Raw genomic sequence first — 12,677 nt, 5'->3', positions numbered from 1 at the left:
CGCAGGAGCCGACCATGCGCCGCAGACGTCAGGAAGAGCACGAAAACCATGAGCGATGGCTGGTCTCCTATGCCGACTTCATTACGCTGCTGTTTGCTTTTTTTGTCGTCATGTATTCCATTTCATCGGTCAATGAAGGCAAGTACAAGGTCCTGTCCGATACCCTGGTTGGCGCATTCAATCAGCCCCAACGCACCATCGATCCAATTCAGGTGGGCGATAACATACCTCGCGGCATCGCTGTCAGCGAGGCACCCGGTACCGATGGTAACGATGCGGCAGGAGCTGGGGGTGAGGCGTTGGAAGATATTGCCAATGCCATGCGGGCGGCTTTTGGCGATATGATTCAGGCAGGGGATCTGGAGGTTCGCGGGAACGAACTATGGATCGAGATCGAGCTGAACTCGGGCATGTTATTTCCTAGCGGTGATGCGTTGCCGCTGGACGCGGCCTTTACCTTGATCGAGCGTATAGCCAAAATTCTGGCGCCCTACGAGAATCCCATCCATGTCGAGGGATTCACCGACAATATTCCAATTCGTTCGCGAGCCTATCCAACCAATTGGGAGCTGTCTGCCGCCCGCGCTGCGAGTGTCGTGCGCATGCTCGATAACAACGGTGTCGACCCGGGTCGGCTGGCTGCCGTAGGTTATGGTCAGTACCGCCCGGTGGCTGATAACACGACGGCTGCCGGGCGTCGTGCGAATCGTAGGGTGGTTTTACTGGTGTCACGTTTCACCGATAGCCGTCAAGAAGCATTCGCAACAGAGGAGGCAAGGGAAGTCGATACAATGCGTGAAGCGCGGATCGAGTCGGGGGCGCCGCAAGCGGCCCCAAGCGGTTCTGGCACGACTCCTGCTTTGTAGATTTGCTGGTTTATCGTGACGTGCTTCGCGCGTCAATCTGTTGTCGGAGGAAGGGCATGAAAGTCTGGGCTGTATCCAATCAGAAGGGCGGCGTGGGTAAGACCACCACTGTGGTAGCCCTGGCTGGATTGCTGGCCGATCAGGGGCAGCGTGTTCTGGTGGTCGATCTGGATCCGCATGGGTCGATGACCAGCTATTTCGGTCATGATCCCGACAGCCTGACCAGCAGCGTATTCAATCTGTTTCAGCACAAGGGCCAGGTGCCCGAAGGCCTTGCGGCGGCGTTGCTGCTGGAGACCTCTCACGAGAATATCAAGTTGATGCCATCCAGCACCTCGTTGGCCACGTTGGAGCGTCAGTCGGCTATGCAGGGCGGTTTTGGTCTGGTGCTGTCGCGGGCACTCACCCAGTTGTGGGACGACTATCAATTTGTTCTGATCGACAGCCCTCCGTTGCTTGGCGTGTCGATGATCAACGCTCTGGCTGCCTGCGAACAACTGGTGATCCCGGTGCAAACCGAGTTCCTCGCTCTCAAGGGGCTGGAACGCATGGTGCACACGCTGGATATGGTCAACCGCTCGCGCAAGCAAGCACTACCCTATACCATCGTACCTACGCTGTTCGATCGTCGTACCCAGGCATCCTTGAGCACGCTGCGCTCATTGCGCCACGATTACGCTGATCATCTATGGCAGGCCTACATTCCGATCGACACCAAGTTGCGTGATGCCAGCCTGGCTGGACTGGTACCCTCTCGTGTCGACAACAATGCCCGTGGAGTTCTGGCCTATCGCGCGCTGCTTCGCTATCTGCTGGCGCAATCGTTACCCCGTCGCGACAAGGTGGCCTGAGTGCAATCGCAGTTAATGCTCAGCAAAGCCTGGCCGATAAAGGGATATAACCCTGCTTTGCCGGGCAAGCCAAGTTTTCGCAACCTGACAAGTAATCCATGAACAAACCTTTACCCGTTCAACAATATATCCCGCAACAGACGATCCAGAACTATCTGGATGCCTTGCTGCAGGATGCCTCCAGTGAGCTGTTGCTTGCCGAGCAGGAACCGGTTGCATCCGCACCGGTTGCTACCGACGTGCCAGAGGCGGCCGCTGCAATCGCCCAGACAACCGTAGCCGAGTCATTCGTGGAGCGCCGCAGCCGGCCGGAGGTCAAAAATCGGGTCCAGGCTCCTGCTGAAATTGCGCTTGAGGTCGAGCAGGCTCCAGCGGTAGTTAATACGCCGGTGCCGCACACGAGGGTCCAGGCCGCCTGGCGCGAGCAGCCATTTGAAGCTCTGTTGTTTGACGTGGCTGGCTTGACCCTGGCAGTGCCTTTGGTATCCCTGGGTACAATTCATGCTCTGGACGCGGAAATCACTCCGCTTTTCGGTCAGCCTGACTGGTTTCTCGGCATACTGCCGACGGTCGGCGGCAATCTGAAAGTCCTGGATACCGCGCGCTGGGTTATGCCCGAACGCTACACCGATGCCCTACAGGAGGGGCTGCGTTTTGTCATCTCGGTTGAAGGCTATGATTGGGGTCTGGCGGTTCACGGCGTCAGTCGATCGATCAAGTTGAAGCCTGATCAGGTCAAATGGCGCTCCCAGCAGGGCAAGCGGCCGTGGCTGGCCGGCACGGTGATCGATCAGATGTGTGCATTGCTTGACGTATCGGCGCTGGCTGGATTGATAGCGGCGGATCAGGGACAGCACAAGCAAGGGGGCAGGGCATTGGTGTAGCCCTGCCATGGAGTATGATGGGACTATTGCAGTAAAACCGGCGTTCCGCTGCCGCTTGGCGGGATTGGCAAATTTGAAGATCGGGAACCGAGATAATGCAAAATAACAGTTCAAAGGGCGCTGAAGATCCGATCCTGCAATGGGTGACCTTTCGCCTTGATAACGAAAGCTACGGTATCAACGTGATGCAGGTCCAAGAAGTGCTGCGCCATACCGAGATCGCCCCGGTCCCTGGTGCGCCTTCCTACGTGCTGGGTATCATTAATCTGCGCGGCAATGTAGTGACGGTTATCGACACCCGCCAGCGTTTTGGCCTGACACCGGCACCGATTACCGATAACACGCGTATTGTTATTATTGAAGCCGACAAACAGGTGGTCGGCATTCTGGTCGACAGCGTAGCCGAGGTGGTCTATCTGCGTCAGTCCGAGATCGAAACAGCGCCCAATGTGGGAACCGACGAATCAGCCAAATTCATTCAGGGCGTGTGCAACAAGAACAACGAACTGCTCATCCTGGTTGATCTGGAAAAGATGATGAGCGAAGACGAGTGGGCTGAGTTGCAGGGATTCTGAGCGGCATGATTGATACCGGTGCCCTGCTGATGCTGTTCCTGGGACTGGGCCTTGGCGCCCTGGTCGCCGCGTTGCTCGCGTTGTATATGGCCAACCGACGCATAGCGCGTCAGCTGAAGGCACTCGATGAGCTTCAGGTCCAGCGCCTGCAACAGCTCAAGAACGATGTGAGTACGTTCCAGCAGGGTAGTATTCGCATGGGTGAGGATCTGGTTGCCCTGCGCGATCTGTTTAAACGCATGGAAGACAAGCAGCAGCGTATCGAACAGCACGATCCCCAATCACTGCCTTACAATCAGGCAGCACGGCTGGTCAGTCTCGGTGCGAGTGTCGAAGATCTAACGCAATCCTGCGGCCTGTCCAAAGCCGAAGCCGAGCTGGTCGCTCGATTGCATGAGGCGCGCAAGCCCTGAGTCGGCAGGTCAGAGTGACTCATCAGGGGGCACAAAGCCTTCCGGCGTCTTGCCTTTCAAATACCAGGCAAAAGCAATGATTTCAGCAATGGTGCGGTACAAGGCCTCGGGTATCTGATCGCCGAGCTCCAGCCGGGCCAGCACTTTGGCGAGTTCGGCATTTTCGTAAATGGGTACCTCGTACTCCATTGCCAGCTGAATGATCTGCTCAGCCAGATCACCTTCGCCTTTCGCAGTGAGGGTGGGTGACTTATCGCCGTCGTAGACCAGGGCGATCGCTTCGCGATTGTTGCTCATCATGTCACCTCATCGATCCAGCGTTGCTGCAGTGGCTGATTGGGCTGCGGTGGTGAACCCTGATGACAGCTGATTTCGCCCACCTCTAACCCTTTGGCCAGCAATCGATCGCGCAGCAGTCTGATTTCAATATTGAGGAGCGACAAGGTTGTGGGTTGCTCCGCCCAGAACTGGGTGTTCACCCGGCCCTTGTTCAATTGGGCGATCGCCTGTATCGAGCCCAGGTGATCCAGTGAGAAGGCCAGGCGCACTTCCCAGAAGGGTGCCTGCTCGGCACCCTTTTTTCTGGGTGCCTCATCATCCCGTTGAATACGGACCTGCACATGATTGAACTGCTGGCCGTCGCGCAGGGGGATTTCAAGTTGCCAAGTGGTCTGTGTACTGCCGTCGCTAAAACTGTGTGACTGACCCAGGCTCTGTAGCTGATGATGTTGAATGCGTGATAGCAGTGCGGCGGTCAAGCGCAGTAGTGAGCCCAGGTCCGCCGTTTCGGCGAGCGCGCGCGTAGCCCTGGCTGGCAGTGGGAAGCCACCCACGCCCTGGGCCCAGGGCGCGGGTGGCATAGTCACGGCCTTGAGCGCAGCCGGTGGCAATTGTTGTTGCACATTGATCAACAGATTGATCAGTGCCGCCTTCAGGTCCGCGCCGGGCAGAGGCCGCTCGCCGGGATTGACTGGCAGGGCCGCCAACGCGGAGAGCAGTTTGGCCAGTACCGGCTGGGGCAGGGGAGCATTCCCGGCGGGTGTGGCTGCGGCATCGCCGCGAGCACCGGCCGGCACCGTTCCGCTAGGATCTGTCTTGAGCAGGCTGGCGAGCTGAGTCAGGTTAGGTTCCATAAAAAGACCGCTGCGCTGCACCGCCTGTTCCACGCCTTTGGGAGTCATCAGCTGGGCCGGTGTCGCAAGCTGCTGAAGGACCTGGCGCACAGCACTATCCACCTGCGCAGTGAGCTTAACGCTACCTGCTTCGCCGGGAAGGGCCGTGCCGACGGTCAATTGTTGCAGGCGATTCATTAGTGGCTCGGCTGAGCCCTGGCTTTGCAAGGTGTCGCGCAGTCCCTGGGACAGTGCCTGCTGTAATAACTGGCGACCCGGGTCAGGCACCCTGAGCTCCCCTTGAGTGCCAACTCGCGCTGTCAGCAGGCTGCCAGGCTCGAGTGGCTTGTCGCTGGTCAAGCTCAGGTTGATGCCGCTGTTGGCGCCTTGCAGAACCTTGACCAGAATGGCGAAACGACCTTGATCAAGGGCTTGCTGACTGATGACGCGAGCCTGTACTGTCATGCCCGCAGGAAACTGACCGGGGTTAAGGCGGGCGAGGGTCTCTACAATCCCAGCCGCTGGCTTGCCGTTGGGTTGCAATATGGCCATGAGTTGCGACTGGCTGACCGCCTGGATCAGCATCTGAGTGCCATTAGCGACTGCTCGCGGGCTACTGGCAGCAATCTCTGTCCGCGGGGTCGCGGGGCTGGCTTGCTGTTGGGCCAGGCGCAGAATCAGATTGAACTGATTGCCATTGATTGTGCTGCTGACGACTTCGGCGGGGCGAGTCTGCCCCGGCGGCAACAGCAATGCGTCAATAGGCCGCAGCAGCTTCAAAGCTAAGGCCGCTGGATCCTGAGGCTTGGCTGCAGCCCCCGTAACAGAGGGCGCGGCGAGATTTGGAGGTAGTCTAAAGTCAGATGCCATGGGGTCACATATTGATGTAAATCATGGGGCCCGTCAGGGGGGCTGTATGTATAATGTTCAAGCCTTGCGACAGCTTGACCTGTTTGCCGTTTGAGTCTAAACCAAGTATAGCGGCCCTGGCCTGACAAACATGAATACTGTGCGGCAAGACTGGGAACACAGTGTGGAGATCTGGTGAAATCACAGCCTGTAGACATTCGGCAATTGGCCTGCGAACGCGACCAGCGTGAGCTGTTTGAGGACCTGTCGCTACGTCTTGAGCCTGGTGATGTGCTGCAGGTGGCCGGGCCAAACGGTTCGGGTAAAACCAGCCTGTTACGGATACTTGCAGGTCTGTTGCCAGCGGCCGCCGGCGATATCCGCTACGGCGAAGTTTCTGTCTTTGCCGGCACTGGCCGAGATTCTTGGCGTCAAAGTCGGCTCTACATCGGTCATGCGCCTGCGGTGAAGGGTGCATTGAGCGCCGAAGAAAATCTCAGCTGGCTCTGTGCGTTGAGCAAGCCGGTATCCCGCGAGTTGATCTGGCAGGCATTGCAGAAGGTGGGGTTGCGCGGGTTCGAGGATGTCCCCTGCGATCATCTCTCCGCTGGACAGCAGCGCCGTGTGGCTCTAGCCAGGTTGTATCTGGAAGCTCATCCGGTGTGGATTCTCGACGAACCCTTTACTGCTATTGATCGCGGCGGCGTAGCGACACTTGAAGCGCACGTTATGGCCCATGCTGCCAGCGGAGGCATTGTTGTTCTGACTACCCACCATAGTCTGGATCACCTGTCCGGTCTGCGCTCTCTGGATCTGGGGCAGGTGACCTGATGCTGCAGATTATCTGGTTGTTGTTTTGTCGTGAATGGCGCCTCGCATGGCGCCGCCCTGGCCAGCTGCTCAACCCGCTGGTGTTTTTTGCCATCGTGATCAGTTTGTTTCCACTGGCAGTGGGCCCTGAGCCGAGCATGCTCCGCACGATGGCGCCGGGAGTGATCTGGGTGGCGGCCCTATTGGCCACATTGCTGTCCCTCGATGGGCTGTTTCGCAGCGATTATGAAGACGGATCACTGGAGCAGTGGGTGCTCTCACCCCACCCATTATCGCTCATGGTGCTGGTCAAGGTGTTGCACCATTGGATGGTTTGCGGGCTGGCACTGGTCGTACTGTCGCCCTTGTTCGGATTGATGCTGTCGCTGCCTGCCAAGGTGTTGCCGGCACTGGTTCTGAGCTTGTTGCTTGGGACCCCGGTACTCAGCCTGCTCGGCGCGGTCGGCGCGGCGCTGACCGTTGGCTTGAAAAGTGGCGGTGTGTTGCTGGCTCTGCTGATCCTTCCCCTGTACATTCCAGTACTGATTCTGGGTACCGGTGCGGTCGAGGCAGCGCTTCAGGGCTTGCCGGTGGCGGGCTATGCATTATGGCTGGGTTGCCTGGCGGTGCTGGCGCTGAGTCTGTCGCCAGTGGCAATTGCCGCAGGGCTGCGCATCGGGGTAAGTGAATGATTGGCGGGGATGACATGCTATGAACTGGACTTTCTTCCACAAGCTGGGTTCGCCCAAATCGTTTTACAATATTAGTGGCCGCTGGCTGCCTTGGATTGCTGTCGCCAGCTTTATATTGTTGACGGTAGGCACTGTCTGGGGGTTGGTCTTTGCGCCGCAGGACTACCAACAGGGTAATAGTTTTCGGATTATTTACATCCACGTGCCCGCGGCATTTGTGGCGCAGTCCTGCTACATGATGCTGGCGGTAGCCGGTATCGTCACCCTGGTTTGGCGCATGAAGCTGGCAGATGTCGCGCTTCGCTGCGCTGCCCCTATCGGTGCTTGGATGACGTTTATAGCGCTTGTAACCGGCGCCATCTGGGGCAAGCCAACCTGGGGCACCTACTGGGTCTGGGATGCACGGCTTACCTCCATGTTGATCTTGTTGTTCCTGTATTTTGGCATTATTGCGTTGAGTCAGGCGATCAGTAACCGCGATACCTCGGCCAAGGCCACCGCCGTGCTGGCGATCGTGGGTCTGGTCAATATCCCGATCATCAAGTACTCGGTGGACTGGTGGAACACGCTGCATCAGCCTGCGACATTTAAGCTCACCGAAAAGCCGGCAATGCCGGTAGAGATGTGGTTTCCTCTGTTGCTCATGGTGCTGGGCTTTTACGCCCTGTTCACTGTCAGTTTATTGATGCGCATGCGCCTGGAAGTCTTGCGTCGTGAACATAATACTCGTTGGGTGCGCGATGCCCTGGAGAAAGTCCGATGAACAGCCTGCCCGATTTTTTTGCCATGGATGGCCACGGAGCCTATGTCTGGTCCGCCTATGCGATCACATTCGTTGTGTTGGCGCTCAACGTGCTGCAGCCCTGGCTGGCACGCCAACGTCTGGTCAGCTTGCACGCACGGCGCCGGCGCCGGGAGGAGGTGTGATGCATCCCCAGCGCAGGAAACGTCTGATTTTGATCGTGCTGGTAGTGCTGGGGGTCGGCGTTGCTGTCGGTCTGGCGTTGAGCGCTCTGCAGCAGAATATCAACCTGTTTTACACCCCCAGTCAGATTGCCGGCGGTGAAGCGCCAACGGATGCACGTATTCGTGCCGGCGGCATGGTGGTGGAGGGCAGTGTCAAACGCTCGAAGGACAGCCTGGACACCCAATTTGCAGTCACTGATGGCGCCAGACAGGTCCTGATTTCCTACAGCGGTATTCTTCCGGACCTGTTTCGAGAGGGGCAAGGTATCGTTGCCCTCGGGCGGCTCAATGAAGATCGCCTGTTGGTAGCCGACGAGGTGCTGGCCAAACACGATGAAGAATACATGCCGCCGGAAGTGGCCATGGCGATGGAAAAGGTCAATCAAATGAAACGGGACGCCGAAACGGCGTCCGGTTATTGAGGAGATAACATGATTCCCGAGCTAGGCCAATTAGCCCTGATCATCGCACTGATACTGGCGTTGTTGCAGGCGACGGTGCCGCTGTATGGCGCATGGCGTGGTGATACTCTGGCAATGGGATTTGCCCAGCCGGCGGCAATCGGCCAATGTCTGTTCGTTCTCTTTGCCTTTCTCTGTCTGGTACAGGCATTCGTCGCCAATGATTTTAGCGTCACTTACGTAGCGCTCAACTCTAACTCGGCATTGCCCTGGTACTACCGCGTCAGCGCCGTATGGGGCGGCCACGAAGGTTCGCTGCTGCTCTGGGCCTTGATCCTGTCAATCTGGACCTTTGCTGTCGCTATTTTTTCCCGGGATCTGCCGCCAGAGATGCTCAGCCGAGTGCTGGCTGTCATGGGCATGATTGCAGTCGGTTTTTTGCTGTTCATGTTGATGACCTCCAACCCCTTTGACCGCCAACTGCCGTTTTATCCTGCTGATGGTAATGATCTGAATCCGCTACTGCAGGACTTTGGTCTGATCGTACACCCACCCATGCTCTATATGGGCTATGTGGGTTTTTCGGTTGCTTTTGCCTTTGCTATAGCAGCATTGCTGGGTGGCCGTTTGGACGCTGCCTGGGCGCGTTGGTCACGACCCTGGACCATTATTGCCTGGGCGTTCCTGACTCTGGGTATCGCACTGGGTTCCTGGTGGGCCTATTACGAGCTCGGCTGGGGTGGCTGGTGGTTCTGGGATCCGGTAGAAAATGCATCATTTATGCCCTGGCTGGTCGGCACAGCACTTATTCACTCGTTGGCCGTTACCGAGAAGCGTGGTGTTTTCAAGAGCTGGACCGTGCTCTTGGCCATTGCCACTTTCTCGTTGAGTTTGCTTGGGACTTTCCTGGTCCGCTCAGGTGTGCTGACATCGGTACATGCTTTCGCCACCGACCCCGAGCGTGGCGTGTTCATTCTTGCCTTCCTGTTGTTGGTTACCGGCGGCTCGTTGGTGTTGTATGCCTTGCGAGCACCCGTAGTGAAGAGCCAAATCGGTTTCGCCCTCTGGTCGCGGGAAACCTTTCTGCTGATCAATAACGTCATCCTGGTGGTGTCAGCACTTATGATCCTGCTGGGCACACTCTACCCGCTGGTGCTGGAAGCGGTCAGTGGCACCCTGGTATCGGTCGGCCCTCCGTACTTCAACGCGCTGTTTGTACCCTTGATGGCGCTATTGCTTGCCGCCATGGGAGTCGGGATGGTTAGCCGTTGGAAGGACACCCCCACGCTTTGGCTGTTCAATCAGCTGAAATGGGTGTTGCTCTTCTCGGCGATCGGCGCTGTTGGCCTGGCCATCTGGATTGGTGATCACCACTTGGCGGTCGGCAGTATGTTGTTGCTGGTCTTCTGGGTGGTCGGAGTCAGCCTGCGCGATATTTTTTACAAGACGCGTAATAAAGGATTGTCCCGTGGACTGGCGGCATTGCCCCGCAGTTACTGGGGTATGACACTGGCGCATATTGGCATGGCTGTGTGTGCAGTCGGCGTGATTGGCGCCAGTCTATTCGATACTCAGCGCGACCTGCGGATGGCCCCCGGCGATGATGTGGAACTGGGCGGGTATCGTTTTGTGTTCGAAGGCACTGAGCACTATGAGGGCTCGAACTGGCAGGCCGATCGAGCCACCGTTGTGGTCTTTCGCGATGGCCGCGAAATCACCACTCTCAGGCCCGACAAGCGGCTGTATACCGTGCAGAATCAGATCATGACCGAGGCAGATATTCATGCTGGTTTCACCCGTGACCTGTTTGTGGCGATGGGCGAGCCGTTAGAGGGTGAAGCCTGGGCGATGCGTGTGCATATCAAGCCCTTTGTCCGCTGGATATGGGGAGGTGCATTGTTTATGACCTTTGGCGGCTTGCTTGCGGCAACCGATAAGCGCTATCGATTGAAGGCTACCAAGGACAAATCGGTGCTGTCGGCCAAGGAGGCAACTTAATGAGACGTGGACTCCTGTTACTGCCACTGGTCCTGTTCTTGTTGATGCTTGGGTTTTTGTTCAAGGGGCTGTATCTCGATAACAAGGATCTGCCCTCGGTGCTGGTAGGTAAGCAGTTTCCGGCGTTCTCATTGCCCTCAGTGCAGGCGGGTGAGTCGGTGGTGACCGAGCAGGATCTGCTCGGCCAACCGTCACTGGTCAATGTCTGGGCAACCTGGTGCGTCGCCTGTCGGGTTGAACATCCGGTACTTAACAAGCTGGCGGCTGATGGCGTGGTCATTCACGGCGTCAACTACAAGGATGACACCGAGTCTGCCCGAACATGGCTGCGCGACCTGCATAACCCCTACCAGTTAAATATCAGCGATCCAAAGGGGCTGCTTGGTTTGGATCTAGGAGTCTACGGGGCACCGGAGACCTTTTTTGTCGATGCCCAGGGCGTCATTCGCTACAAGTTTATTGGCGTGATCGATGAGCGCGTATGGGAAAGTGATCTGGCCGCACGCTACCAGGCTCTTGTCGATGAGGCGCAACCATGATCCGGTTCCTTGGCGTTATTGCTCTGATATTCGCAAGTTTTTCCGCGCTGGCGGCGATTGATACCTATGAGTTCTCCAGTGAGGAGCAGCGTGCCCGCTTTTACTACCTGAGCACCGAACTGCGCTGTCCCAAGTGTCAGAACCAGAATATTGCCGATTCCAATGCGCCCATTGCCAACGACTTGCGTCGGGAAATCTACCGGATGCTGCAGGAAGGGCGCAGCAACGAGGAAGTGGTCGATTTCATGGTTGATCGCTATGGCGAGTTTGTTCGCTATCGCCCCGCATTGACTGCTCAAACGGCGGTGTTATGGTTCGCACCGGCGGTTTTTCTGGTTACTGGTCTGTTGGTTCTTGTGGTCATGTTGCGCCGCCGACAGAAGGTATTTAAAACCGCTGGTGAGGAACATCTCAGCCCCGAAGAGCAACAACGCCTGAAAGCCCTGCTGGAGAAGAAGCCCCGCAATGATTGATTTCTGGTTATCGAGTATCGTGCTGGTCGGGCTGGGAATGCTCGCTATTCTCTGGCCATTATGGCGTCGCCACCAGCATAAGACGGTTGATCGTACCGCGCTGAATATCGCGCTCTACGAGGAGCGCATCAAAGAACTGGACGCGCAGGTCGTGACGGGCGAGATTAGTTCCGCGCAGCGGGACTCCACCCTCGAAGAGGCCAGCCGCCTGCTGTTGGCGGATACGGATCTGCCGGAGCGTCGTCAGCGCCGCCGCGGGGCGCCCTGGCTGCTGGTGGGCGCCGCAGGCGTTTTACCCGTGGTGGTTGCTGCGTTGTACCTCACCTGGGGTAATCCCGGTGGTGTGGCGCTATATCGCGAGATGCAGGTAAGCGGTCAACCCGACAATCTGGAGCAGATGATCTCGCGGATGGAGCGCATCACCCAGGTTCAGCCCGAGAGCGGCGAAGCCTGGTATATGCTCGGTCGGGGCTATCTGTCTGCCCAGCGACCCACGGACGCCGCGCAGGCCTTTGGCGAAAGCCTGGAACGTTTGGGTGATCGCCCGGATGTCCTGGCGCAGCTGGCTCAGGCGCGTTTCTTTGCCAACGACAATAAGCTCGACAGCGCGGCTGTGGCCGCGCTGGATAAATCGCTAGAGCTCGACCCCAATGAGCCCACCGCACTGGGCCTGCTGGGTATCGCGGCCTTTGAAAGCGGCGACTACCCGGGAGCGATCAGTTTTTGGGAGCGTCTGTTGGTCGTAACGCCACCGCAGAGCGCGGGAGCTCAAGCCATTCAGGGTGGTATTCAACGTGCCCGTGAGCGTTTGGGTATTGCCGATACTCAGGCCTCTGAAGCGATAGCGGACGATGGCGCCGTTATTCGCGTGCGCCTAGAGTTGGGCGAAGGGATTGCAGATACCATGGGTCCCGAGGCGGTGGTATTTCTCTTTGCGCGTGATCCGCAGGGACCGCCGATGCCATTGGTTGCCAGACGGTTCAGTATCAATGAACTGCCAGTCGATATAGCGCTGAGTTCAAGCGACGCCATGTTGCCGGATGTTCGATTGCTCGAAGGACAGGCTCTGCAACTTACTGCTCGGCTTTCACCGACAGGCGATGCGCTGCAGGGCAGCCATCAGGGTCGGATCGATACAGTGATCGTGGGTGCGCCCGACAGGGTAACCCTGGTGGTAGATCAGCCAGCCCCCTGACAGTCGACAAAGTCGTCGCCAAGGTGGCAGGCATCCGCGTCAAAGGGCTGAAG

At 57.7% G+C, this 12,677-nt stretch carries 16 protein-coding genes; 14 read left to right on the top strand and 2 right to left on the bottom strand.

Annotated features, from left to right (window positions below):
* Positions 1-14: 14 nt before the first annotated feature.
* The 5 genes from motD to ACJAXR_RS00145 all read left to right on the top strand — a co-directional run bounded on the left by motD (position 15) and on the right by ACJAXR_RS00145 (position 3,589).
* Positions 15-866: a flagellar motor protein MotD gene (gene motD, locus ACJAXR_RS00165; protein ID WP_415056233.1), complete on the top strand. Its 852-nt coding sequence runs from the start codon at positions 15-17 to the stop codon at positions 864-866.
* Between the two features lie 56 nt (positions 867-922).
* Complete coding sequence (locus ACJAXR_RS00160) at positions 923-1,717, top strand: ParA family protein (RefSeq protein ID WP_415056232.1); 795 nt, start codon at positions 923-925, stop codon at positions 1,715-1,717.
* 98 nt (positions 1,718-1,815) lie between these two features.
* Positions 1,816-2,601, top strand: a complete 786-nt coding sequence (locus tag ACJAXR_RS00155; protein ID WP_415056231.1) for a CheW domain-containing protein — start codon at positions 1,816-1,818, stop codon at positions 2,599-2,601.
* 95 nt (positions 2,602-2,696) lie between these two features.
* Positions 2,697-3,176, top strand: coding sequence for a chemotaxis protein CheW (locus tag ACJAXR_RS00150; protein ID WP_415056230.1), 480 nt, complete (start codon positions 2,697-2,699; stop codon positions 3,174-3,176).
* A gap of 5 nt (positions 3,177-3,181) precedes the next feature.
* Positions 3,182-3,589, top strand: coding sequence for a DUF2802 domain-containing protein (locus ACJAXR_RS00145; RefSeq protein WP_415056229.1), 408 nt, complete (start codon positions 3,182-3,184; stop codon positions 3,587-3,589).
* A gap of 9 nt (positions 3,590-3,598) precedes the next feature.
* Here ACJAXR_RS00145 and ACJAXR_RS00140 read toward each other — a convergent pair whose 3' ends face one another.
* Together ACJAXR_RS00140 and ACJAXR_RS00135 are read right to left on the bottom strand one after the other, a co-directional pair.
* Positions 3,599-3,886, bottom strand: a complete 288-nt coding sequence (locus ACJAXR_RS00140) for an EscU/YscU/HrcU family type III secretion system export apparatus switch protein (RefSeq protein ID WP_415056228.1) — start codon at positions 3,884-3,886, stop codon at positions 3,599-3,601.
* Positions 3,886-5,481, bottom strand: a complete 1,596-nt coding sequence (locus ACJAXR_RS00135; protein WP_415056227.1) for a flagellar hook-length control protein FliK — start codon at positions 5,479-5,481, stop codon at positions 3,886-3,888. Before ACJAXR_RS00135 ends, ACJAXR_RS00140 begins: the two co-directional genes overlap by 1 nt.
* A gap of 264 nt (positions 5,482-5,745) precedes the next feature.
* Here ACJAXR_RS00135 and ccmA point away from each other — a divergent pair, with 264 nt between their 5' ends.
* The 9 genes from ccmA to ccmI are packed head-to-tail and all read left to right on the top strand — an operon-like array spanning position 5,746 to position 12,624.
* On the top strand, positions 5,746-6,381 hold the full coding sequence (ccmA, locus tag ACJAXR_RS00130; protein ID WP_415056226.1) for a cytochrome c biogenesis heme-transporting ATPase CcmA: 636 nt from the start codon (positions 5,746-5,748) through the stop codon (positions 6,379-6,381).
* Complete coding sequence (gene ccmB, locus ACJAXR_RS00125) at positions 6,381-7,052, top strand: heme exporter protein CcmB (RefSeq protein WP_415056225.1); 672 nt, start codon at positions 6,381-6,383, stop codon at positions 7,050-7,052. The genes ccmA and ccmB overlap by 1 nt, the downstream gene beginning before the upstream one ends.
* Before the next feature lie 19 nt (positions 7,053-7,071).
* Entirely contained in the window at positions 7,072-7,815 is a 744-nt protein-coding gene (locus tag ACJAXR_RS00120) for a heme ABC transporter permease (protein ID WP_415056224.1), read from the top strand.
* On the top strand, positions 7,812-7,979 hold the full coding sequence (gene ccmD, locus ACJAXR_RS00115) for a heme exporter protein CcmD (protein ID WP_415056223.1): 168 nt from the start codon (positions 7,812-7,814) through the stop codon (positions 7,977-7,979). The genes ACJAXR_RS00120 and ccmD overlap by 4 nt, the downstream gene beginning before the upstream one ends.
* Positions 7,979-8,440 (top strand): cytochrome c maturation protein CcmE, encoded by a 462-nt coding sequence (gene ccmE / locus ACJAXR_RS00110; protein ID WP_415056222.1) that lies wholly within the window; start codon positions 7,979-7,981, stop codon positions 8,438-8,440. The genes ccmD and ccmE overlap by 1 nt, the downstream gene beginning before the upstream one ends.
* Positions 8,441-8,449: 9 nt before the next feature.
* Positions 8,450-10,417, top strand: a complete 1,968-nt coding sequence (locus tag ACJAXR_RS00105) for a heme lyase CcmF/NrfE family subunit (protein WP_415056221.1) — start codon at positions 8,450-8,452, stop codon at positions 10,415-10,417.
* Positions 10,417-10,956 carry a DsbE family thiol:disulfide interchange protein gene (locus ACJAXR_RS00100; protein ID WP_415056220.1) on the top strand — a complete coding sequence of 180 codons (540 nt, stop codon included), beginning with the start codon at positions 10,417-10,419 and terminating at the stop codon, positions 10,954-10,956. Before ACJAXR_RS00105 ends, ACJAXR_RS00100 begins: the two co-directional genes overlap by 1 nt.
* The gene (locus tag ACJAXR_RS00095; protein WP_415056219.1) at positions 10,953-11,429 is read left to right on the top strand and encodes a cytochrome c-type biogenesis protein; all 477 of its coding nucleotides are present in this window, start codon (positions 10,953-10,955) and stop codon (positions 11,427-11,429) included. Before ACJAXR_RS00100 ends, ACJAXR_RS00095 begins: the two co-directional genes overlap by 4 nt.
* Positions 11,422-12,624 (top strand): c-type cytochrome biogenesis protein CcmI, encoded by a 1,203-nt coding sequence (gene ccmI, locus ACJAXR_RS00090; RefSeq protein ID WP_415056218.1) that lies wholly within the window; start codon positions 11,422-11,424, stop codon positions 12,622-12,624. The genes ACJAXR_RS00095 and ccmI overlap by 8 nt, the downstream gene beginning before the upstream one ends.
* Positions 12,625-12,677 lie beyond the last annotated feature (53 nt).

Source organism: Halopseudomonas sp. (assembly GCF_047631575.1).
Classification (GTDB): domain Bacteria; phylum Pseudomonadota; class Gammaproteobacteria; order Pseudomonadales; family Pseudomonadaceae; genus Halopseudomonas.
This window is presented reverse-complemented; position numbering and strand designations above follow the sequence as displayed.